Annotated in this window: 16 protein-coding genes and 1 tRNA gene; 7 read left to right on the top strand and 10 right to left on the bottom strand. The window is 55.4% G+C overall.

Annotation, left to right across the window (positions count from 1 at the left end):
- Positions 1 to 53 precede the first annotated feature (53 nt).
- The 3 genes from BFG58_RS20355 to BFG58_RS20345 all read left to right on the top strand — a co-directional run bounded on the left by BFG58_RS20355 (position 54) and on the right by BFG58_RS20345 (position 2,210).
- Positions 54 to 281, top strand: coding sequence for a YejL family protein (locus tag BFG58_RS20355; protein ID WP_008500958.1), 228 nt, complete (start codon positions 54 to 56; stop codon positions 279 to 281).
- Between the two features lie 19 nt (positions 282 to 300).
- A complete protein-coding gene (gene yejM / locus BFG58_RS20350) occupies positions 301 to 2,061 on the top strand; it encodes an LPS biosynthesis-modulating metalloenzyme YejM (RefSeq protein WP_069720459.1) in 1,761 nt (586 codons plus the stop codon).
- Between the two features lie 72 nt (positions 2,062 to 2,133).
- Positions 2,134 to 2,210, top strand: a tRNA-Pro gene (locus BFG58_RS20345).
- Positions 2,211 to 2,248: 38 nt separating this feature from the next.
- Here the strand turns inward: BFG58_RS20345 and BFG58_RS20340 are convergent.
- Both BFG58_RS20340 and BFG58_RS20335 read right to left on the bottom strand, forming a co-directional pair.
- The gene (locus BFG58_RS20340; protein ID WP_069720458.1) at positions 2,249 to 3,436 is read right to left on the bottom strand and encodes an MFS transporter; all 1,188 of its coding nucleotides are present in this window, start codon (positions 3,434 to 3,436) and stop codon (positions 2,249 to 2,251) included.
- 125 nt (positions 3,437 to 3,561) lie between these two features.
- Entirely contained in the window at positions 3,562 to 3,822 is a 261-nt protein-coding gene (locus tag BFG58_RS20335) for a DUF2534 family protein (protein ID WP_048029698.1), read from the bottom strand.
- Positions 3,823 to 4,031: 209 nt separating this feature from the next.
- Between BFG58_RS20335 and eco the strand changes: the two genes are divergently transcribed.
- Positions 4,032 to 4,535, top strand: a complete 504-nt coding sequence (gene eco, locus BFG58_RS20330; RefSeq protein WP_048029697.1) for a serine protease inhibitor ecotin — start codon at positions 4,032 to 4,034, stop codon at positions 4,533 to 4,535.
- Between the two features lie 93 nt (positions 4,536 to 4,628).
- Here the strand turns inward: eco and mqo are convergent, their stop codons facing one another.
- Complete coding sequence (mqo, locus tag BFG58_RS20325; RefSeq protein ID WP_048029696.1) at positions 4,629 to 6,278, bottom strand: malate dehydrogenase (quinone); 1,650 nt, start codon at positions 6,276 to 6,278, stop codon at positions 4,629 to 4,631.
- A gap of 187 nt (positions 6,279 to 6,465) precedes the next feature.
- Here mqo and BFG58_RS20320 point away from each other — a divergent pair, with 187 nt between their 5' ends.
- The gene (locus tag BFG58_RS20320) at positions 6,466 to 7,755 is read left to right on the top strand and encodes a SulP family inorganic anion transporter (protein WP_069720457.1); all 1,290 of its coding nucleotides are present in this window, start codon (positions 6,466 to 6,468) and stop codon (positions 7,753 to 7,755) included.
- Here BFG58_RS20320 and mgtE read toward each other — a convergent pair.
- From mgtE to BFG58_RS20290, 6 genes are all read right to left on the bottom strand, one after another.
- Entirely contained in the window at positions 7,718 to 9,154 is a 1,437-nt protein-coding gene (gene mgtE / locus BFG58_RS20315; protein WP_045414667.1) for a magnesium transporter, read from the bottom strand. The genes BFG58_RS20320 and mgtE overlap by 38 nt on opposite strands.
- Before the next feature lie 148 nt (positions 9,155 to 9,302).
- Positions 9,303 to 10,946, bottom strand: a complete 1,644-nt coding sequence (locus BFG58_RS20310; protein WP_045908765.1) for a multidrug ABC transporter permease/ATP-binding protein — start codon at positions 10,944 to 10,946, stop codon at positions 9,303 to 9,305.
- Between the two features lie 69 nt (positions 10,947 to 11,015).
- Positions 11,016 to 11,672, bottom strand: a complete 657-nt coding sequence (alkB, locus tag BFG58_RS20305) for a DNA oxidative demethylase AlkB (protein WP_069720456.1) — start codon at positions 11,670 to 11,672, stop codon at positions 11,016 to 11,018.
- Entirely contained in the window at positions 11,672 to 12,730 is a 1,059-nt protein-coding gene (gene ada / locus BFG58_RS20300) for a bifunctional DNA-binding transcriptional regulator/O6-methylguanine-DNA methyltransferase Ada (protein ID WP_069720455.1), read from the bottom strand. Before ada ends, alkB begins: the two co-directional genes overlap by 1 nt.
- A 72-nt stretch (positions 12,731 to 12,802) precedes the next feature.
- Complete coding sequence (apbE, locus tag BFG58_RS20295; protein WP_045908705.1) at positions 12,803 to 13,858, bottom strand: FAD:protein FMN transferase ApbE; 1,056 nt, start codon at positions 13,856 to 13,858, stop codon at positions 12,803 to 12,805.
- 116 nt (positions 13,859 to 13,974) lie between these two features.
- Entirely contained in the window at positions 13,975 to 15,063 is a 1,089-nt protein-coding gene (locus BFG58_RS20290) for a porin OmpC (protein ID WP_048029692.1), read from the bottom strand.
- A 743-nt stretch (positions 15,064 to 15,806) separates the two neighbouring features.
- Between BFG58_RS20290 and rcsD the strand changes: the two genes are divergently transcribed.
- The gene (gene rcsD / locus BFG58_RS20285; protein WP_045908706.1) at positions 15,807 to 18,479 is read left to right on the top strand and encodes a phosphotransferase RcsD; all 2,673 of its coding nucleotides are present in this window, start codon (positions 15,807 to 15,809) and stop codon (positions 18,477 to 18,479) included.
- A 16-nt stretch (positions 18,480 to 18,495) separates the two neighbouring features.
- Positions 18,496 to 19,146, top strand: coding sequence for a response regulator transcription factor RcsB (rcsB, locus tag BFG58_RS20280; protein ID WP_003859405.1), 651 nt, complete (start codon positions 18,496 to 18,498; stop codon positions 19,144 to 19,146).
- Between the two features lie 111 nt (positions 19,147 to 19,257).
- Here the strand turns inward: rcsB and rcsC are convergent, their stop codons facing one another.
- On the bottom strand, positions 19,258 to 22,104 hold the full coding sequence (gene rcsC, locus BFG58_RS20275; protein ID WP_048224202.1) for a two-component system sensor histidine kinase RcsC: 2,847 nt from the start codon (positions 22,102 to 22,104) through the stop codon (positions 19,258 to 19,260).
- Positions 22,105 to 22,185: the final 81 nt, after the last annotated feature.

Genomic DNA, 22,185 nt, shown 5'->3' with positions numbered 1-22,185 from the left:
AGCTGTTGCTACGGTAATATGTTGCCCTTTCATCAACAAACTGATTTTGATTTATGCCACAACATTCCCGCTACAGTGATGAACACGTTGAACAACTGCTCAGTGAGCTGGTCAACGTACTGGAAAAACATAAAACGCCGACCGATCTCTCCCTGATGGTTTTGGGAAATATGGTCACCAACCTGATTAACACCAGCGTTGCTCCGGCTCAGCGTCAGGCGATCGCAAAATCTTTCGCCCAGGCTTTACAGTCGTCCGTCAGCAACGACCCGGCCCATTAAGGGATACGAACAACAGTTTATGGTGACGAATCGTCAGCGCTACCGTGAAAAAGTCTCCCAGATGGTCAGCTGGGGGCACTGGTTTGCCCTGTTCAACATTCTGTTGGCGACGGTCATTGGCTGTCGTTATCTGTTTGTCGCAGACTGGCCAACAACGCTCACCGGGCGTATCTACTCCTGGATAAGCGTTGTCGGTCACTTTAGCTTTTTGGTTTTCGCCACCTATCTGCTGATCCTGTTCCCCTTGACGTTTATCGTCATGTCGCAGCGTCTGATGCGATTCTTGTCCGCCATCCTTGCGACGGTGGGGATGACGCTGCTGCTTATCGACAGTGAAGTGTTCACCCGCTTCCACCTGCATCTCAACCCCATCGTCTGGGAACTGGTGATTAACCCCGACCAGAACGAAACGGCCCGTGACTGGCAGCTGATGTTTATCAGCGTCCCGGTGATCCTGTTGATTGAGATGCTGTTTGCCACCTGGAGCTGGCAAAAACTGCGCAGCCTGACCCGCCGACGCCACTACGCGAAGCCCGTCGCCGCGCTCTTCTTCGTCTCCTTTATCAGTTCGCACATCATGTATATCTGGGCGGATGCGAACTTCTATCGCCCGATTACCATGCAGCGCGCGAACCTGCCGCTCTCGTACCCGATGACGGCACGTCGCTTCCTCGAAAAACATGGCCTGCTTGATGCGCAGGAGTACCAGCGACGTCTTATCGAGCAGGGTAACCCGGAAGCCGTCAGCGTGCAGTATCCGCTGAGCGACCTGCGCTATCGCGATATGGGCCGCGGGCAAAACGTCCTGCTGATCACCGTCGATGGCCTGAACTATTCCCGTTTCGAGAAGCAAATGCCTGCGCTGGCCAATTTCGCGAGTCAAAATGTCACGTTTACTCAGCATATGAGCTCCGGTAACACAACCGACGCGGGCATCTTTGGCCTCTTCTATGGCATTTCAGCCGGATACATGGACGGCGTACTCTCTACCCGCACACCTGCGGCGCTGATCACCGGGCTGAATCAGCAGGGCTATCAGTTAGGGTTGTTCTCATCCGATGGCTTTAACAGCCCGCTCTACCGCCAGGCGCTGCTGTCTGATTTCTCACTGCCAGCGGCACAAAATCAGTCCGATGCGCAGACCGCCAGCCAATGGATAAACTGGCTCCAGCGCTATGCTCAGGAAGATAACCGCTGGTTCTCATGGGTCTCCTTTAACGGCACTACGCTTGCTAACAGCAACAAGAGTGATTTCGCGCGCCGCTACGGCCGCGCGGCGGGTGATGTTGATGCGCAGATTGGCCGCGTGCTTGACGCGCTACGTGAGTCCGGCAAGCTGGATAACACCGTGGTGATCGTGACCGCAGGCCATGGCGTCCCGTTAGGTGACGAGACGAAGAGCATGAGCTGGTCACGCCCGAACCTGCAGGTTCCGCTGGTCATCCACTGGCCGGGTACGCCGGCGCAGCGCATCAATATGCTTACCGAGCATAAAGATGTGATGACCACCCTGATGCAACGCCTGCTGCACGTCAGCACGCCAGCCAACGAGTATTCTCAGGGGCAGGATCTCTTCAGCGCCGCGCGCCGCCATAACTGGGTCACGGCTGCGGGGAATAATACGCTGGTGGTGACCACGCCGAAGCTGACGCTGGTGCTGAACAACAACGGGAATTATCAGACGTATAACCTGCAGGGTGAACGGCTTAAAGACCAGAAACCGCAGCTGAGCCTGCTGCTGCAGGTCCTGACGGATGAGAAGCGCTTCGTCGCTAACTGATTAATAATAAACCAGTTAGCGACGGATTCCCTTGCATTCGAAACGGAATCGAGTAGTATTCTTTCTATGCGTCGGCACGTAGCGCAGCCTGGTAGCGCACCGTCATGGGGTGTCGGGGGTCGGAGGTTCAAATCCTCTCGTGCCGACCAAAAACACATTGAAAACCAGCCTTTTATGGCTGGTTTTTTTATTTCGCCTCGTCCGGCGTTTTGCGCAGGTACACCAGCGTAACCAGGCAAATCACCGCTCCGGCATAGAACGTATATTCTGCGCCAAACGTTTCCCAGATGACCCCGGCGCCCAGACTGGCGACTAACAATCCCACGCCACTGACCAGACTAAAAATGCCGTAGGCGGTACCGCGCAGATCCCCAGGCGCGGTTTTCGCAATCATTGCCGCCAGCAGCCCCTGCGTCATCCCCATATGCACTCCCCAAAGCGCAACGCCCAGAAGCATTCCAGCCCAGTGGGTGCTCAGCGCCAGCACAACATCTGCCCCAATCAGCATCACCAGCCCCCACTGCAGTAATCGGGTGTGGCTCATCCCGTCCGATAACTTGCCAAACGGATAGGCAGAGAGGAAATAGAGCAGATTCATGGCCACCATCACCAGCGGGATCAGCGCCAGCGGCACCCCCGACTGCTGTGCGCGCAGCACAAGAAAGGCTTCACTGAAACGTGCGAGCGTGAAGATGGCCCCCAGGCCAATGACCCACCAGCAGCCTTTCCCGAGACGCCTGAGGTTCTCTTTTTTGATGGGGTTCGTGCGTTTATGTTCGACGGGCGTTTTCGGCTCATGCAGGCCGAAGAAAAGCAGCGCCACGGCGAGCACGCCGGGGATCACCGCGATCCAGAAAATCGTGCGGAAATCATCGTTCCACAGCAGCATTAATCCTACGGCCAGCAGCGGCCCGAGAAATGCGCCGACGGTGTCCATCGACTGACGCAGCCCAAAGGCCGCGCCGCGAAGTTCCGGCGGCGTAACATCAGCAACCAGCGCATCGCGCGGCGCTCCCCGTATCCCCTTCCCGACCCGGTCGATTAAGCGCGCCCCAAGGATCATGCCGGAAGAAGAGGCGATAGCGAACAACGGTTTACTCAATGCGCCAAGACCATAGCCCAGAACCGCCAGTCCTTTACGCTTGCCCAGATAGTCACTGATGGCGCCGGAAAACACCTTGATAAACAGCGCCGTAGCCTCAGCCAGACCTTCAATCAAACCAATGAAAATAACGCTGGCGCCCAGCGTCGTCACCATAAACAGCGGCAGCAGACTGTGAATAATCTCCGAGGAGATATCCATTAACATACTGACGCCGCCCACCACCCAGACTCCTTTCGGGATCCGGCTGAGCGTTGCAAACCGGGATAACATTGCGCATCTCCTGCTTCATGTTGAACTGTCTTGTTCGAAACAGAATATCCTGGAAATGCGAATAAAAATTATTAGACATAAAAAAAGCCACCCCGCAGGATGGCTTCGATATCGCAAATCGGCGTCTAGTGTTTATCACGTCCGCCCAGGAAGAAAATGCCCAGCGGGATGGCCAGCAGAACGGTGAACACCAGGCTGTAGACAAAGATCATCGCCGATTGCAGGACATACATGCTGGTTGTCCAGGCTGAGAGTGGAATGTTGTACTGTTCGATGACGCCAACAATGGTGGCCCGCCCCACGCACGCGGCAGCAATCATAAACACAACCAGCAGCGCCAGGAGGAACTTGCGGCCTTCAAGCGTTTTCAGTTTTGCACGAACCATCTCTCTTCCCTTTTACAGATGAATAACATTATAGAGGGTCTAAAATAACACAAACGCCTGCCGGACTCCACGCCAGTACAAACCTCTACTTAAATGGCAAATATGTGGTTTATTACGCTATTCATATTGAAAATGTAAGTAAATAACACCAATCATTCATAGTTGATATGTTAACCTGTGCAGGATCGTTTTGACATAAAGGAATGACAATGAAAAACGCACCTAAATTTGCCATCGCACTCATCGCCGCCGCGTGTGTCAGCACCAGTGCTTTCGCCAACGAAACCCCTAAAGAGCAGCCGCTGGAAAAAGTCGCCCCGTATCCGAAAGCGGATAAAGGGATGAAGCGTCAGGTGATCCAGCTGCCGGCACAGCAGGATGAAGCGAATTTCAAAGTAGAGCTGTTAATTGGCAAGACGCTGGAAGTGGATTGCAACCAGCATCGCCTGGGTGGTCAGCTGGAAAGCAAAACGCTGGAAGGCTGGGGTTACGACTACTACGTCTTTGATAAAGTGACCTCGCCGGTCTCCACCATGATGGCCTGCCCGGATGGCAAGAAAGAGAAGAAATTTGTGACAGCGTATCTGGGCGACAATAGCCTGCTGCGCTACAACAGCAAGTTGCCGATCGTGGTTTATACGCCTGAAAACGTGGAAGTGAAGTATCGCGTGTGGAAGGCTGAAGAGAAGATTGAGCAGGCTGTCGTACGTTGAAATTAAGTCGGGTGGCGGCTTCGCCTTACCCGACCTACAAAATAACACCGAACATAGGCCGGGTAGGCGTCAGCGCCACCCGGCTTTTTTACCTTACAGCGCGATATCCGCAACCGGTTTGTTTTCCGGCTGAGGCTTCAGCTCCGCTTTTGGCGCAGCATCCGCAGCCTGCGGTTTGATGTACTGCAGCTGCAGTACGCGGCTGGTGTATTCCAGCTCCTGCTCCGTCGCGCTCACGTTACCGTTCAGCTTCGTGCCGTAGGATGGAATAATGGTTTTCAGCTTCGCCTGCCATTCCGGACTGGCGACTTTATCTTTAAACACTTTTTCCATCAGGTGCAGCATGATTGGCGCAGCGGTAGACGCACCCGGTGACGCACCCAGCAGCGCGGCGATGGTGCCATCCTTATCGCTTACCACTTCGGTACCCAGACGCAGCACGCCGCCCTCTTTCGGATCGCGCTTGATGATTTGTACGCGCTGACCCGCCTGCCACAGGCGCCAGTCTTCTTTCTTCGCCTGCGGATAGTACTCTTTCAGCGCCTCGAAACGGTCGTCGTCGGAGAGCATCACCTGGCTAATCAGGTATTTCACCAGATCGAAGTTATCCAGCCCCACGTCCATCATCGGTTTGACGTTAGAGGTGGTGGTGGCGCTCAGCAGATCCCACAGGGAGCCGTTTTTCAGGAACTTCGTGGAGAAGGTCGCGAACGGTCCAAACAGCACCACGCGTTTGCCGTCAAGCATACGGGTGTCAATGTGCGGAACAGACATTGGCGGCGCGCCCACGGAAGCCTGACCGTACACTTTTGCCAGATGACGGTTCACCACTTCCGGGTTATCGGACACCAGGAACTGACCGCCGACCGGGAAGCCCGCGTAGTCGTCCGCTTCCGGAATGCCGGACTCCTGCAGCAGCTTCAGCGCCGCGCCGCCCGCACCGATAAAGACAAACTTCGCCCTGATGACGTGTTCAGCTTCATTGTTTTTCAGATCGGCAACGGTCACGCTCCAGCTGTTATCCGCATTGCGCTTGAAACCGCGCACTTCGGTGCTGAGCTGCAGGTTGAAGTTCTCTTTTTTCTTCAGAGACGTCACCAGCTGACGGGTAATTTCACCATAGTTGACGTCGGTACCAATTTCGGTACGGGTCGCCGCCACTTTCTGGTTCGGGTCACGACCTTCCATGACCAGCGGAGCCCACTCTTTAATCTGCGCGTGATCTTCAGAGTATTTCATCCCGCGGAACAGCGTGCTCTGCTGCAGTGCGGCGTAGCGCGCGCGCAGGAAGTTGACGTTCTGCTCGCCCCACACAAAGCTCATGTGCGGTACGGTATTGATAAAGGAGTGCGGGTCGTGCAGCACGCCACTGTTGACCTGGTGAGACCAGAACTGGCGAGAAACCTGGAACGCCTCGTTGATCTCTACCGCTTTCTCGATACTAATGGAACCGTCCTTTTTCTGCGGCGTATAGTTCAGTTCCATGAGTGCCGAATGGCCGGTACCGGCGTTGTTCCAGCCGTTCGAACTCTCCTGCGCCACGCCATCAAGGCGCTCGACCATGGTCATTGACCAGTCCGGCTGCAGTTCTTGCAGATAGGTTCCCAGCGTGGCGCTCATGATACCGCCACCGATTAAAAGGACGTCCGTTTCCTGCTCTTTTGGTGCGTCAGCTTTCGCCGCCATGGAGACGGTGTTAAGCCCCACGGCCAGAGAAAAGAGCATGGCAGTCATTTTTTTCATAATTTATGCCTTAGTGTAAAAGTGCTTGATGCGTGGAAATTGCAGGTGAAAAAAGCTGCGGGGGCACGGTAACAACTTTTAAATATTGTTTAAAGGTTACGAAATTATTGTAATTGTGAAATTTAATGATGGATTGTTTGTGAGGAATTCTCGAAGCGTCTGGTAAAGGGCGGTTTAACGGGCTAGTATGTTGCGTTTTGTGATCGCGCGCACGGAAGCCTGCCCTAACCAGCGAAACGTTATGTCCCTACCCCATTCTCCTTTATCTCCCGAAAACCGTGTCGCCAGCTTGCTGCGTTCCCCTAAGCAGCTGACGCGTGAAACGCTGGCGGGCGTGATTACCGCCCTGGCGCTGATCCCCGAGGTCATCTCATTTTCCGTGGTGGCGGGCGTTGACCCGAAGGTCAGCCTGATCGCTTCCGTGGTGCTATGTCTTGCCCTGTCTGTACTGGGCGGTCGCCCGGCGATGGTCACGGCCGCGGCCGGTTCCGTGGCACTGGTTATTGGGCCCATGGTGCATCAGCACGGCGTACAGTACATTCTTCCCGCCGTGCTCATGGCTGGCGTGATTCAGATTCTGTTTGGCGTGCTGGGCATGGCAAGGCTGATGCGCTTTATTCCCCAGTCGGTCATGACCGGGTTTGTTAACGCCCTCGGGATATTGATTTTCTTTGCGCAGGTTCCCCATTTCTGGAGCCGAAGCCCGCTGATTGTGGCCCTGTTCGTGCTGACGGTACTGATCGTGCTGTGGGTGCCGCGCTATTTCAAAAGCATCCCTTCCCCACTGATTGCGATTGTGCTGTTAACCTTGTTTACCGTTTCAACCGGGCAAAGCCTGCCGACCGTGGGCGATGAAGGCGCCATGAGCGGCGGCTTGCCGGGTCTTAGCGAACTTCTGGTCCCTCTCAATCTCCAGACGCTGAGCATAATCTGGCCGTGCGCGTTGAGCATCGCGTTTGTCGGCCTGCTGGAATCCCTGCTGACCGCAAAGCTGGTGGATGAGCTGACCGCGACACCGTCAAGTAAACGCCGCGAAAGCATTGGATTAGGCGTCGGCAATATCCTGGCCGGATTTTACGGTGGTATTGCGGGCTGCGCGATGATCGGACAAACCATTGTTAACGTGGAGATGGGGAAAGGCCGAAGCCGCATTTCAACCTTCGCTGCGGGCATCGTGCTGCTGATCCTGGTGACGGCGCTCAGCGACGTGATGGCCAACATCCCGATGGCGGTGCTAGCGGGCATTATGGCGATTGTCGCCGTCAAAACCTTCAGCTGGCACAGCCTTCAGCCGGCCACGCTGAAAACGGCTCCGATTGCAGAAACGGTCGTCATGCTGGTGACCGTTGCCGCCACGGTATCAACCGGCAATCTGGCGATTGGCGTGCTGGGCGGGATTATCGTCATGGTGCTGCTTCCCGCCCGCATTAAGCGTCGGCTTAAAGCAGAAAAATCGTCGCCAGCCCAAGAAAAATAAAGAAACCGCCGGTATCGGTGATGGCGGTGATCATCACGCTCGACCCCACCGCGGGGTCGCGCCCCAGTTTGGTCATGGTCAACGGGATAATAACGCCCATCATCGATGCCACCAGCAGATTCAGCACCATCGCCAGCATCATCACCCCACCCAGCGCCATATCGTCATACAACCACCAGGTGATGCCCCCCATAATCCCGCCCCAGACCAGGCCGTTGATCAACGCCACACCCATCTCTCTGAAGATCAGAAAGGCGAAGTTGCCGGGCTGAATATTCTCCAGCGCCAGCGCGCGAACAATCATCGTGATAGTCTGATTGCCGGTATTACCGCCAATCCCGGCCACAATCGGCATCAGCGAGGCCAGCGCCACCAGCTGCGAAATGGTGTGTTCGAAACCGTCAATTACGCGGGAGGCGATAAACGCGGTACACAGGTTAATGGCCAGCCACGCCCAGCGCGTTTTCACCGCCTTGCCGACGGAGGCATGGACGTCATCTCCCGCACTGATCCCCCCCAGCGCACGCAGGTCGTTGTCGGTTTCTTCATAAACGACGTCAACGATCTCGTCGATGGTCAGACGCCCCATCAGTTTGCCGACGGAGTCCACGACGGCGGCACTCACGAGGTCGTCACGTTCGAAGGTACGCGCCGCTTTCTCCGCATCGTCCTCCGGGGAGAAGACCATCGGCTCGTTTTCCATCACCTCGCTCACCTTCCGCTGGGTGCTGTTGAGCAGGATGGTTTTCAGCTCCAGCTCGCCGAGCAGAGTTTTATCCCGGGAGGTAACAAACAGCTTATCGGTGTTATCCGGCATTTTGCCCAGGCGACGCAGATAGCGCTGCACGGTGCCGAGCGTCACGTCCGGACGCACCGTGATAACGCCGAACTCCATAATCGCGCCGACGCTGTTTTTCTCGTAGTGCATCACCTGACGCACGCGCGCGCGTTCATCGGCAGGCAGTGACGCCAGCAGACGGCCGGTCAGGTTTCGCGGCAGGTGCTGAACCAGGTAAATCTGCTCGTCGATATCCAGGGTTTGCAGAGCGTCGAGAATATCCCGGTCGCTCATCTCGTCGATCAGGTCGTCCCAGACGTTTTCTGAGGCCTCAAGCAGCACCTGTCCGCGCTCGTGATCCTGCACCAGCCGCCACAGGGCGTGACGTTCTTCCGAGGGAAGCGCTTCCAGGGTATCCGCCAGATCCGGCGGGGGTAAGTGAGCAACCAGCGCACCTACCTCAGCAATATCGTCGGCTAAAGTGCCGACATCATATTGCTCAGCCAGGGTCAGTTTGCCTAATAGCGTAGAGGTGACCGCTTTATCGGTCGTGAGAAGCCAGATCAGTCGCGCACGTTCCTGGTCACGCTGTCTGGCGCTGTTTTTCTTTAATACCGACATCAATCATAAATCCATGAAATAAGTTGGTATTAAGCATAGCGCGAGGATATGTAAATAAGAATAAACAACGGGGCGGGATGGAGAAAAAATCGGCATTACGGCTACGATCTATCCCCTCTCCCTGTGGGAGAGGGTTAGGGTGAGGGCATCAGGCCGTGCGCGCCACCGCGTCACGCGAGGCTGCATCGCGCTCTTCACCGGTCAGCTCGCTCAGCCTGCCGTCGCGCATCTCCAGCAGGCGGTCGGCATGAATAAAGTAATGATCGTCGTGGCTGATGGCGAAAATGGTTTTACCCATCTGCTGCATCAGCGGCAGCAGCACCTGATAAAACTCGCGGCGGAAGTGCGGGTCCTGATCCGCCGCCCACTCATCCAGCAGAATGATGTCACGCTCTTCCGCCAGCGCCAGCAGCAGCGCCACGCGCTTTTTCTGCCCTTTGGAAAGCTTCAGATTGAGAATTTTACCGTCCTGAAGTTCCAGCTTGTGGGACATCTGCAGCTGCGCCAGCCATTTTTCCACCAGCGCTGGATTGGCCTGCTGCCCTTCCGGGCCCAGCAGTTGCTCAAACAGCCAGACGTCGGTGAACACCGCCGAGAAAAGCTTGCGGTAATCCTCGGGCTTCTCCGCGCTCAGCGCTCTGCCATCCAGTAAAATCTCGCCCGACTGCGGCTGATAAAGCCCGGTGAGCAGCATCGCCAGCGTCGATTTACCGCTGCCGTTGCCGCCAATCAGGAACAGCAGCTCGCCGCGGCGGATCGTCAGGTTGACCGGCCCCACGGAGAAGGCGCTGTCCTGATAGCGGAACGTGACGTTACGCAGCTCCAGCGTCTGCCAGTCAGGGAAGGCCTGCGGGCGCGGGAATTCGGCTTTAAACGGCGCGAGATCGAATTTGTTGAGCTTATTAAATGCCACCTGCGCACTCAGTAAGGTGGGCAACGCGCCGACCGCCGAGAGCAGCGGCGTGCGCAAAAACAGCAGCGTCAGCGAGTAGGTTGCCGCGACGTTGGTGTCCGCCCAGCCCAGGCTGTTCGCCATCCAGAATACCAGGCCAATGGCGCCCAGCATCATAATGTTTGACCAGTTCACCGCGCTCAGGTGGAAGGTATCAGCGCGAATGATGTGATGCCGGTACTCGCGTGCGTCCGGAATATAGAGATGGTTAAAGATATACTCGGCGCGCTCGCGGTTCAGGGTGAGTTCTTTGCGCCCTTCCAGTACCGTCTGGTAGTCGTTATAGAGCTTATCTTCGGTTTCGCGCAGCACCGCCATGTGTTTATAGACGCGTGACACCAGGACAAAACCGCCCCAGATGGTGATGGCGATCCACAGCGCAGTCACCGCCAGCATTTTGCTGGAGAGCCAGGCGAGATAGGCCGCCGAGCCAAAGGTCAGAATGATCCCCTGCACCAGCTCTGGCAGACGAACGAACGCGATGGTAATGGCGCGTACGTCGCTGGTCAGCCCCGCCAGCAGGGAGGCGCTGCCGAGCTGCTCAACGCGTTCGACCTGGGTGTCCAGGATCCGCTTGATAAACTCACTGCGCAAACGAAAAACGAAATGGTGGCCGAGCGCGGTCAGCGCCAGCTGGGAGCCGAGCGTAACCGCCATCAGCAGCAGCAGCAGGCCAAGAAACTCCGGCAATACGGAGAGCGAGGTGTCGACCATTTCAATCAACCGAACGTTAATAAACGCGATCAGGCCAATACCCAGTGCGGCGCTGGCCAGGCTTAACGCCATAACGGCGATGAAGGGCCAGCGGTACTGACGCCAGACGAGGAGAAGTAGTTGCATGCAGGCAATCCGGACAATAAAAATCAGCGAGCAGTGTAAACTGCCCTGCGCGGACATCAAGAATAATTCTTATTTTAGTTTACGCATCCCAGCCTGACGGAAGGTCAGATTAAAGCGGTACTCCCCCGTGAGGGGGTGGACGCCGGGTTTCAGCGGCTGAATGCCGTGATAATAAAGCCGCGATTCCCTGCCCCACACCACCACATCGCCATGTTCCAGCATAATGCGTTTGAGCGGATCGTTGCGGCGTAATCCCCCAAACTGAAAGACGGCAGGCAGGCCTAACGATACCGAAACGATAGGCGCGCGCAGATCGGGCTCATCCTTGTCCTGATGCAGCGAGAGCTTCGCACCGACGGCGTAGCGGTTAATCAGACAGGCATCAGGACGAAAATCCGGATAATCCGCCGCCACGGCAGCCTCGTGACAAAGTGCCTGAAAAACCTCAGGCATGGGAGGCCACGGCCGGTCGGTCGTGGGATCGTTTGGAGCATACACATACCCACGTTCGTTTGTCGCCCAGCCCAGTTCGCCGCAGTTGGCCATGGCCACCGACATGGTGTAGCCGCCCGGCGTCACCATATGGCGAAACGGTGAAACCGCCGTGACCTCTTCAATACCGGCAAGCAACGCCGCCGCACGGGAGAGAGCAAAGCGGCGCAGGATCACCGCCCCTGGCGCAAGCGGTTCCTGCCAGGGTTCAGCATCCGCAAAAAGATCGAGCATTATTCCTCCCGGCGTTTCGCCTCACGTTTCAGTAATAGCGCTTTTCGCGCCGTCCCCCAGCGATAGCCCGACAGCGCACCGTCGTTGCGAACCACCCGATGACAGGGGATCACAATTGCCAGCGTGTTTGCCGCACAGGCGCCTGCTACGGCGCGTACCGCACCGGGTTGGCCAATCGCCTGCGCCACCTGCTGGTAGCTTGCCGTTTCGCCGCAGGGAATAGTGCGAAGGGCCTGCCAGACGCGCTGCTGGAACGCGGTACCGCGAATATCCAGCGGCAGCGCAAGCGGTACGTCGCGGTTATCAATACTGGCAATGACCTGGTGGATCCGCTGCACAAAGGCGTCGTCCAGCGGCGCGTGCGTAGCTTTTGGAAATTGCGTGGCAAGCTCTGCGGTGACTTCCGCATCGGTGTCACCCAGCAGAATCGCGCAGATCCCCCGCTCGCTTTCGGCGACCAGACAGCGTCCTAGCGAACAGTCATGGATGGCATACCGCACGGCCACCTCTCCTTTACGGTACTGCTTCGCCGTCATGCCCAACGCATCGTTGGCTTTACGATAATAGCTGCTGCTGTCGGGAAATCCCGCCGCCAGCACGGCATCGGTAATTTTGTCTCCCTGCGCAAGCGCGGTGCGCAGACGCTGACCCCGCGCCGCCTGCTGCCAGGCTTTGGGCGTCATGCCGGTCACCGACTTAAACAGGCGGTGGAAATGGAAAGGACTCATGGCAACCTGCTCCGCCAGTCTCTCCAGGGTTAACGCGGGATCCTGCTCCAGAAGCCGGCAGGCATGTTCCACTTTTGCCAGCTTCTGCGCCTGCGGATCGCGTTTGTCCGGCATGCAGCGCTTGCACGGACGAAAGCCCGCCTGAGCGGCGTGCCAGGCATCGGGATAAAAGCGGACATTTTTACGCAGCGCGTGGCGGGCACGGCATGACGGGCGGCAGAAAATACCCGTCGTCTGCACGGCGAAGACAAACTGATCGTCTGCGAGCGGATCGCGGGCCAGCACGGCCTGCCAGCGATCCTCATCGGTCATTAAGGTTGGGTTTTTCATGATCGGCTCCTTGTATAAGCATACATAGAGCGTGCCTGAGCGCCACCGATAAAAAACCCGCAACCTTGCTTTTTAATTTTTGTCGCTGACCAGGAAACTGTTGAACTGCGGCGAGCTCCAGGTTTTGAACCCGTCGCCCTCTTTGGTGATCATATAAACCGCCAGCCCTTCCTGACGGACCACCTCTTTGGCTTTTTCCGGGCCGAGAACCATTAATCCGGTATCCCAGGCATCCGCTTCCAGCGCGGTGGGGGCAATGACCGTTACCGAGACCAGGTTATGCGTGATGGGGCGTCCGGTCTGCGGATCAATCACGTGCGAAATACGCTTCCCGTCAAGCTCGTAATAGTTGCGATAGCTTCCGGAGGTGCTGATGCCATGTCCGTTGATATCCACTATCGCCTGCACGGCATTTTGCCGATCGGTTGGTTTTTGAATCGCTACGCGCCACGGTTTATCGCTGGCGTTCATACCCCGACTGACCAACGCGCCGCCCACCGAGACCAGATATCGGGAAATTCCTTCCTGCGCCATCAGTGCAGCAAGATGATCCGCCGCATAGCCTTCCCCGACCGTTGACAGATCGACAAACAGATCGGGGATATCTTTTTGCAGGTACTGCTGCCCGTACTGGTTGATCACGGTCAGATGCTGTAGCCCTGTCCGGGCGCGGGCGTCATCAATGGCCGCCTGTTCGGGCGTCTTCACCGGCTGTTTATTGGGGCCAAATCCCCAGAGGTTCACCAGAGGACCGACGGTCACATCCATCGCCCCGTTGGTTTTATAACCCACGCGCATTGCCTCGGTCACGATATCGGCCATCGCCTCGCTCACCGGCCACAGAGAAGTGCTGGTCGAGAGGTTAAAGCGCATCAGCGCCGAGTCATTTTTATAGGTCGACAGCAGCTGATCGTCGGCGTCCAGCTGCGACTGGATTTTGCCGCGAAGTTCATCCGTGCGTGTTTTATCGAGGTTCATCACGCTGACGCGCCAGAAGGTGCCCATCGTTTTACCTTCGAGCACCGTCGCGGCAGGTGCATCGGTTTTCGCCACGGTCGCGGGATCGTTACACGCGGTCAGGAAAAAAAGCATAGCCAGAAAGCTGGCGCGTAAAAAAGTCATGTCCATTCATTATTATCCTCATGCCAGGGCGGCAAGAGTACACCAAAAAAGGGGCGTTGTGAGAATCCAGCAAGCACAAAAAAGGGGGCCATCAGGCCCCCTTACGTCACACGTTAACGCGATTAGAACTGGTAAACCAGGCCCAGCGCGACGATATCGTCAGTACCGATACCCGCCTGACGGGTGAAGTCATTTTCATCAACCAGGTTGATTTTGTAATCCACGTAGGTGGACATGTTTTTGTTGAAGTAGTAAGTCGCACCCACATCAACATATTTCAGCAGATCCTGATCGCCGTAACCTTCGATGTCTTTGCCTTTAGACTGCAGGTAAGCCACGGATGGACGCAGGCCGAAGTCGAACTGGTACTGAGCAACCACTTCAAAGTTCTGCGCTTTGTTGGCCCAACCCAGATCGCCTGCGCGAGTCGCGTTGTAGGTCTGAGTATACTGAGCAGCCAGGTAGATGTTGTTCGCGTCGTATTTCAGACCGCCGGTATAGGTTTCAGCACGGTCGCCAGTACCGAAGCCCAGGTCGTTCTGGGAACTGGTGCGCTTAGAGCTGGACACGGCAGTACCAATACCGAAGCCTTCGCCCAGGTTATAAGTGATAGAACCGCCAACGCCATCACCGTTCTGACGCAGTGCTTCACGACCGTTGTTGGTCTGGTCCTCACCGCTTACGCTACCGTTTTTACCTTGATACTGAACAGCAAAGTTCAGGCCATCAACAAGGCCGAAGAAATCGCTGTTACGATAGGTCGCAAAGCCGTTACCACGCTGCTGCATGAAGTTGTCAGAACCGTAGGTGTCACCGCCGAATTCTGGCAGAACGTCGGTCCAGGAAGTTACATCGTAAACTACGCCGTAGTTACGACCGTAGTCGAAAGAACCCGCGTCACCAAATTTCAGACCGGCAAACGCCACACGGGTCCAGGCGTTGTTTTCATTCTCACCTGAGTTACCCTGAATCTGGTATTCCCACTGGCCGTAACCGGTCAGCTGATCGTTAACCTGGGTTTCGCCTTTGAAGCCAAGACGCATGTAGGTCTGGTCGCCATCAGCGCTGTCGTCATCGGAGAAATAGTGCAGACCATCAACTTTACCGTACAGATCTAATTTGTTGCCATCTTTGTTATAAATTTCGGCCGCATTTGCTGCGCCTGCCACCAGGAGTGCTGGTACCAGGAGGGACAGTACTTTAACTTTCATTTTATTAACCCTCTGTTATATGCCTTATAATTGCCACTGCTTACTGGTTAACCCTCATTAACCAGTCGGCAATTTCATTCTCCGCAAAATTACAGAATAATCCAACGCGAATATGATACGAAAACTTTGAAGATGTTTCATTTATCCATCAACATGTTTCAAAATGTAAATATCAAGGAACTTTTACAAAGCACAAATAGCTTAGAAATTTAGCACTTATAATCAAAAGAAAAAACATACCAATAATAATCAACAAGTTATAATAAAAATCATTACAGCACTGAATGACAAAACAAGATCTCACCTAATCTCTAAAATATCTCTCGCTATCATCATTAACTTTATTTATTACCGTCATTCAGTTTTGAATGTCTGTTTATCCCTAATTGAGCCGGATGCTTCGCATTCGGTTTTTTTTTACCTTTCTTTACGTAACTTCTCGTTTTTTGTGCTACCTCACCGAAATTGTAACGACTATTAACTAAATTCTCATCGGCCGTCCTTCGCGAACACACAATTGATGTAAAACTTAATTTCTTGTTAATTCGTGCTATTTGCTGGCTAAGCGCACTTATTATTTGTACGCGCACGGCGTGTTTGTACATGTTTACTGCGCCGCCCGCCGCCGATATTGTCCGTTGAAAAAGTCGCCTTTTCCCGGACAGTGGCGCTGGAAATTCAGTTATTACCCTTTATACTGCCCTATCGCCACAGAGCATGACCATGACGGGTTAAAGATATCAATGAGTCAGACTGAAACCACCGCCCCGAGCAAATTCTCCCTCCTCCCCGGGAGCATCACCCGTTTCTTTCTTCTTTTGATCGTTGTGCTGTTAGTGACCATGGGGGTGATGGTACAAAGCGCGGTTAATGCCTGGCTGAAGGACAAGAGCTATCAGGTCGTCGATATCACCCACGCCGTGCATAAGCGCATCGATACCTGGCGCTACGCCACCTGGCAGATTTACGACAATATTGCAGCTGCACCGGCCTCCTCATCCGGAGATGGACTTCAGGAGACACGGCTTAAGCAGGATGTCTATTACCTCGAAAAACCGCAGCGTAAGACTGAGGCGCTTATTTTTGGCTCTCACGACAGCGCGACGCTTGAGATGACGCAGCGTATTTCGACCTATCTGGATACCCTCTGGGGTGCCGAAACGGTGCCATGGTCGATGTACTATCTGAACGGTCAGGACAACAGCATGATCCTGATCTCAACGCTGCCGTTAAAAGATCTCTCTTCCGGGTTTAAAGAGACCACCGTGGGCAGCATCGTCGATTCCCGCCGGGCAGAGATGCTGCAGCAGGCGAACGCCCTTGATGAACGTGAAAGCTTCTCTTCCCTGCGCCGCCTGGCCTGGCAAAACGGTCATTATTTTACTCTGCGCACCACCTTCAACCAGCCAGGGCATCTGGCGACGGTGGTCGCCTTCGATTTACCCATTAATGATTTAATCCCGCCGGATATGCCGCTCGATAGCTTCCGTCTGGAGCCCGACAGCAGCACCCAGAACATGCGTGCGGCGTCTGACAAAGAGGCCGCAGAGAGCGTATCGATCTCCTTTAACGGTTCAAAAATCGAAATTGCCTCATCCCTGAACTCGACCGGTATGCGTCTGGTGTGGCAAGTGCCGTTTGGCACGCTGTTACTCGACACGCTGCAAAATATCCTGCTGCCTCTGCTGCTGAATATCGGTCTGCTGGCGCTGGCGCTGTTTGGCTACAGCACCTTCCGCTTCCAGTCGGGGCGTCAGAGCGACGCCGCGGCGGTCCCGGCCGGTACCAGCAATGAGCTGCGCGTATTACGCGCGCTGAATGAAGAGATTGTTTCCGTGCTGCCGCTTGGGGTCTTAGTTCACGATCAGGAAGCAAATCGTACGGTAATGAGCAATAAAATTGCCGACCATCTGCTGCCGCATCTTAACCTGCAGAACATCACCACCATGGCGGATCAGCACCAGGGGGTGATTCAGGCCACCATCAATAATGAACTGTACGAGATCCGCCAGTTCCGCAGCCAGGTGGCTTCACGTACGCAAATCTTCATCATCCGCGATCAGGATCGCGAAGTGCTGGTGAATAAAAAGCTCAAGCAGGCGCAAAGACTGTATGAGAAAAACCAGCAGGGGCGCGCCGCATTTATGCAGAACATTGGCGATGCCTTCAAGCAGCCGTTAAAAACGCTGGCGACCCAGGCGGCGGCGTTAAATACGTCAGAAAGCCACCAGCTTGCCTGTCAGGCCGACTCGCTGGTCAGAATGGTTGATGAGATCCAGCTGGCGAACATGCTGGAGAATGATTTCTGGAAGGGAACCCCCACCCTCTTCTCCATTCAGGATCTGATCGATGAAGTGGTTCCGGAAGTCCTGCCCGTGATTAAGCGCAAAGGGCTGCAGCTGCTGATCAATAACAATCTTCCGGCAAATGATGAGCGCCACGGCGATCGTGAAGCGCTGCGCCGCATACTGTTGATGATTATTCAGTACGCGGTAACCACCACGCAGATCGGCAAGATCACCCTCGAAGTCAGTACGGAGGAGTCGGCAGAAGACCGCCTGACGTTCCGCATCCTGGACACCGGGGAAGGCGTCACCACGAGTGAAATTGATAATCTGCACTTCCCGTTCCTGAATGACACGCAAAGCGATCGTTACGGCAAGGCAAATGCCCTAACCTTCTGGCTGTGCGATCAGCTGGCGCGTAAGCTCGGCGGCCATCTCAATATCAAGGCCCGTGAGTCTCTCGGCACCCGCTATTCTCTGCACGTGAAAATGGCGGCCAATCCGCAGGAAGAAGATGAAGAGCGTCTGCTGGATGATGTCGTGGTGATGGTCGATGTTACGTCGAACGAGATCCGCAATATTGTCGTTCGTCAGTTAGAAAACTGGGGTGCGGCCTGCATCACGCCGGACGAAAGACTTGCAAGTCAAGAATTTGATCTGTTTTTAACTGATAATCCGTCTAATCTTACTGCCTCCGGCTTGCTTTTAAGCGATGATGAGTCAGGCGTGCGGAAAATCGGCCCTGGCCAGCTGCGCGTCAACTTTAATATAAGCAATGCGATGCAGGAAGCTGTACTACAACTAATAGAAGAGCAGCTGGCGCAGGAAGAGATAGCGGAATCACCGTTAGGCGGTAATGAAAATGCCGAGCTTCACGCCAGCGGATACTATTCACTCTTTGTTGATACAGTACCAGATGATGTTAAGCGGTTGTATACTGAGTCCGCTGCGAATGATTTTGCAGCGCTGGCACAGACAGCACACCGGCTTAAAGGGGTGTTTGCCATGCTTAATCTGGTTCCCGGCAAGCAGTTATGTGAAACGCTGGAACATCTAATTCGTGAGAAAGATGCCTCTGGCATTGAAAAATACATCAGCGACATTGACGCCTACGTCAAAAGCTTGCTGTAGCAAGGTAGCCTTATACATGAACAATATGAACGTAATTATTGCCGATGACCATCCGATTGTACTGTTCGGTATTCGCAAATCACTTGAACAGATCGAGTGGGTGAATGTAGTCGGTGAATTTGAAGACTCTACAGCACTGATCAATAACCTCCCAAAGCTTGATGCACACGTGCTCATTACCGATCTCTCCATGCCTGGAGACAAATACGGTGATGGGATCACGCTCATCAAATATATTAAACGTCACTTCCCGGATATCTCGATCATTGTTCTGACCATGAACAACAACCCGGCGATCCTGAGCGCAGTACTGGATCTGGACATCGAAGGGATTGTGCTGAAACAAGGCGCACCGACCGATCTGCCTAAAGCGCTTGCGGCGCTGCAGAAAGGCAAGAAGTTCACGCCTGAAAGCGTTTCTCGTCTGCTGGAAAAAATCAGCGCGGGTGGCTACGGTGACAAACGCCTGTCGCCGAAAGAGAGTGAAGTTCTGCGCCTGTTCGCAGAAGGTTTCCTGGTGACCGAGATTGCCAAGAAGCTGAACCGCAGTATTAAAACCATCAGCAGCCAGAAGAAATCAGCGATGATGAAGCTGGGCGTGGATAACGATATTGCTCTGCTGAACTATCTCTCCTCCGTCACGCTGAGCGCAACCGACAAGGATTGATCTCCGCTGTTTATGCCGGGTGGCGCTCGCGCTTACCCGGCCTACAAAACCCGCAGGCCCGCGCAAGCGCAGTGCCGCCGGGCAATTAAAAAAGGCCCTTCCGGGCCTTTTTTATATCCGCGTTTTTCTCACGCGCTCCGCGTAAATCGACAATGTCTGCTTCAGCACGTCCAGCGTCACCGGTTTCGACAGACAGCTGTCCATGCCTGACTCCAGACAGCGCTGCTTCTCTTCCGCCAGCGCGTTCGCCGTTACGCCCACCACTGGCAACGTCAGGCCAAGCTGTCGGATGCGCTGCGTCAGACGGTAGCCGTCCATGTTAGGCATGTTGACGTCGCTCAGCACGATATCAATATGATTTTTACTCAGCACGTTCAGCGCATCCACGCCGTCATTGGCGGTTTTGCACTGGTAGCCCAGCGATCCAAGCTGGTCAGCCAGCAGGCGACGGTTAATCGGATGGTCATCCACCACCAGAATCATCATATCGTCATTCACCGACGCCAGAGACTCCGGTGACGGCAGTCCGCCCGCACCGTCGCTCTCTTCCAGTTCCACTTTGTAGATGCGTGCCAGCAGGCTCAACAGCTCGTGCGGGGTGGCGACACTGTGTACCCATTCCCCTGGTGCACGCTCAACCGGGATACCGATGTGGCGACGGCAGAAGAGCACTGACCCTCTCCCCTGCCACGGCTGTTCCAGCATCTCGTCGGCGATCAGCACATCGTCCACGTCCGGTGTTTGACCTTCATAGCGGCACACCCTCACGCCGCTGTGGGTAAGCAGTGCCGTCAGATAGTCATTCAGCGAGGCGTTATGCACCGCCAGCCAGCAGCGCTTATCGCTCAGCCCGTCTACCGTGGCTTTTGCCGGATACTGCGCCGAATAGAGCGGAATGCGGATGGTGAACTGGCTGCCCATGCCGGGCTCGGTATCCACGGAGATATCGCCATCCATCATGCTGACGAGCTTCTCACAAATCGCCAGCCCCAGTCCGGTTCCCTGGAAGTTACGCTGCACGCCGGTACCGACCTGGAAAAACGGGTCGAACAGGCGAACCACTTCCTTCGCCGGGATGCCGACGCCCGTGTCGCGCACGCGAATGCTCAGGTAATCCCCCGCCCGGCAGACGTGCAGCACAATACAGCCGGTATCGGTGAATTTAATGGCGTTGCTGAGCAGGTTAGAGATGACCTGCTGCAGGCGCATCGGATCGCCGTGCAGCGTCAGCGGCACGTCCGGTTCGATAAAGCAGTAGAGCCCCAGCTGTTTACGCACCACCAGCGGGAGATAGTTGGCGCTGATATGGTTCATCACCTCGCGCGGCGAAAACTCGCGCGGCTCGATTTTCAGCTGCTCGGACTCGATTTTAGAGAAGTCGAGAATATCGCTGATGATCTTCAGCAACAGGCTGGAGGAGTTGTTCATCGCCGTCACCAGCCGGTCAACGCCTTTCGGCAATTCCTTGGTCTGCAGCAGATCGAGGTTACCGATAATCCCGTACAGCGGCGTACGCAGCTCGTGACTGACGGTGGCAAGGAACATGGACTTCGACTGGCTGGCCTGCTCTGCCGCCTGCGCCATCTCCTGCAACGACTCTTCCATCTTCACGCGCGCGGAGACATCCACCAGCACGCAAATCGCCACGTTTTCATTGCGATAGCGGGAATGCACAAAGCTGATCTGCAGGTTGGTGTGCGTACTGGTCAACACGTCGACAAAGTTAACCTGCTGACCGCAGATAATTTGCGTCAGCCTCTGCCGGTCTTCGTGCGTCAGCATGTTCAGGTAGTTATGTGCCAGTTCGTTACTCAGGATATTGGTCCCGTCCTGGGTACGCAGAATACAGATCCCCACCGGCGCCGAGGCAACAATCTTGCGGTTAAACTGCTCGTGTTCCTCCAGTCGCTGGGCGTCGCTTTCGGCAGGAATAAAGATTTTCCGCTCATACATGCGCGCCAGCGTAAACAGCGCGCCCCCCGCCAGCAGGTTGAGCAGAATCGCATTCATGATCAGAATGCGTATCCGCTCAAGCACCATATCCACCGGCAGCGAATAGACGATACTAAGCGACGAAGGCGGCAGGCTCTTCTTCAGCACCAGCTCGCGGAAACCTGAGGTATAGCCAAACCACGACCGCTCCTGCATCCAGTGCGGTTCGACGTTCAGACGGTTATCAGGCCCGGCAAGTGAGATCAGCTGATGACCGTTTTCATCCAGAATGGTCACGCCCATGGGCAGGCTGCCCGGGGTGAAGAAGTTTTCCATGCGAATCGTCTGCTCAATCCCCAGCAGCGCCTGCAGGCGATTGCCCAGATAAACCGGCGTCAGGGCGTAGAAATAGCCCACGCCCGGACGCGGGCCCTGGCTCACCCAGAAGATGTTATTGCCGCGTTCGTCCTGCGGTGCATTGCGGTATTTCACAATACGTTCATGCAGGCTTTTCAGCGCATCGTCACGCTCAACGGGCACGTCGCGCAGGCCAAAGTCAGCCATGCAGAGATTCTCGCTGCCAATCAGGAAGACGCGGTTCAGGTCATAGGCCGCGGAGAAATTGTCGCGCCAGTAGCGCATAAACCAGGCGAGCGATTCCAGAGAGCCGCGCCAGGTATTGCTCATGGTGGAGCAATCGGAATCCGGGAACAGCGGCTGGAAGTCCGGGACTTCGGTTTTGTCATCACGCCCGCGAAGCGCAAGGATGCCGTTTTCCGCCGTCAGACGATTTTCGGCAATATACTTCAGCTCCTTCATCACGTCAGACGTCCGCTGAATGTAGCGCTGGGCCTGGTCGGAGCTTAAGTTGAACTCCTGGCGGATCTCCGCTTCTTTCTGGTGCAGGGCGTTAACAATGTAAAACACCGAGAACAGGGCTACCAGCAGCCAAAGCAGGAGCGCCAGCGCCCGAAACAGATAGCGAGAGACTTTCAGCGTAGTACGAAAGGAGACGAGGTATTTCAAGGGGGCGAGGCTCCGCCGTCGGGGTCAAAAGAATGTGGTTAAGGTAGCGGTAAACGCGCCAGGTCGCAACGTTGACTTATC

The sequence above is a fragment of the Enterobacter sp. ku-bf2 genome, assembly GCF_001742765.1.
GTDB lineage: Bacteria > Pseudomonadota > Gammaproteobacteria > Enterobacterales > Enterobacteriaceae > Enterobacter > Enterobacter quasiroggenkampii.
This window is presented reverse-complemented; position numbering and strand designations above follow the sequence as displayed.

Bases quoted from the DNA above. Each gene is read 5' to 3' on its own strand.
- BFG58_RS20355 (WP_008500958.1), top strand. From the start codon at position 54: ATGCCACAACATTCCCGCTACAGTGATGAACACGTTGAACAACTGCTC.
- BFG58_RS20335 (WP_048029698.1), bottom strand. From the start codon at position 3,822: ATGGTTCGTGCAAAACTGAAAACGCTTGAAGGCCGCAAGTTCCTCCTG.
- BFG58_RS20310 (WP_045908765.1), bottom strand. From the start codon at position 10,946: ATGCAACTACTTCTCCTCGTCTGGCGTCAGTACCGCTGGCCCTTCATC.
- mgtE (WP_045414667.1), bottom strand. From the start codon at position 9,154: ATGTCGGTATTAAAGAAAAACAGCGCCAGACAGCGTGACCAGGAACGT.
- rcsD (WP_045908706.1), top strand. From the start codon at position 15,807: ATGAGTCAGACTGAAACCACCGCCCCGAGCAAATTCTCCCTCCTCCCC.
- ada (WP_069720455.1), bottom strand. From the start codon at position 12,730: ATGAAAAACCCAACCTTAATGACCGATGAGGATCGCTGGCAGGCCGTG.
- BFG58_RS20290 (WP_048029692.1), bottom strand. From the start codon at position 15,063: ATGAAAGTTAAAGTACTGTCCCTCCTGGTACCAGCACTCCTGGTGGCA.
- alkB (WP_069720456.1), bottom strand. From the start codon at position 11,672: ATGCTCGATCTTTTTGCGGATGCTGAACCCTGGCAGGAACCGCTTGCG.
- yejM (WP_069720459.1), top strand. From the start codon at position 301: ATGGTGACGAATCGTCAGCGCTACCGTGAAAAAGTCTCCCAGATGGTC.
- rcsB (WP_003859405.1), top strand. From the start codon at position 18,496: ATGAACAATATGAACGTAATTATTGCCGATGACCATCCGATTGTACTG.
- eco (WP_048029697.1), top strand. From the start codon at position 4,032: ATGAAAAACGCACCTAAATTTGCCATCGCACTCATCGCCGCCGCGTGT.
- BFG58_RS20320 (WP_069720457.1), top strand. From the start codon at position 6,466: ATGTTGCGTTTTGTGATCGCGCGCACGGAAGCCTGCCCTAACCAGCGA.
- apbE (WP_045908705.1), bottom strand. From the start codon at position 13,858: ATGGACATGACTTTTTTACGCGCCAGCTTTCTGGCTATGCTTTTTTTC.
- mqo (WP_048029696.1), bottom strand. From the start codon at position 6,278: ATGAAAAAAATGACTGCCATGCTCTTTTCTCTGGCCGTGGGGCTTAAC.
- BFG58_RS20340 (WP_069720458.1), bottom strand. From the start codon at position 3,436: ATGTTATCCCGGTTTGCAACGCTCAGCCGGATCCCGAAAGGAGTCTGG.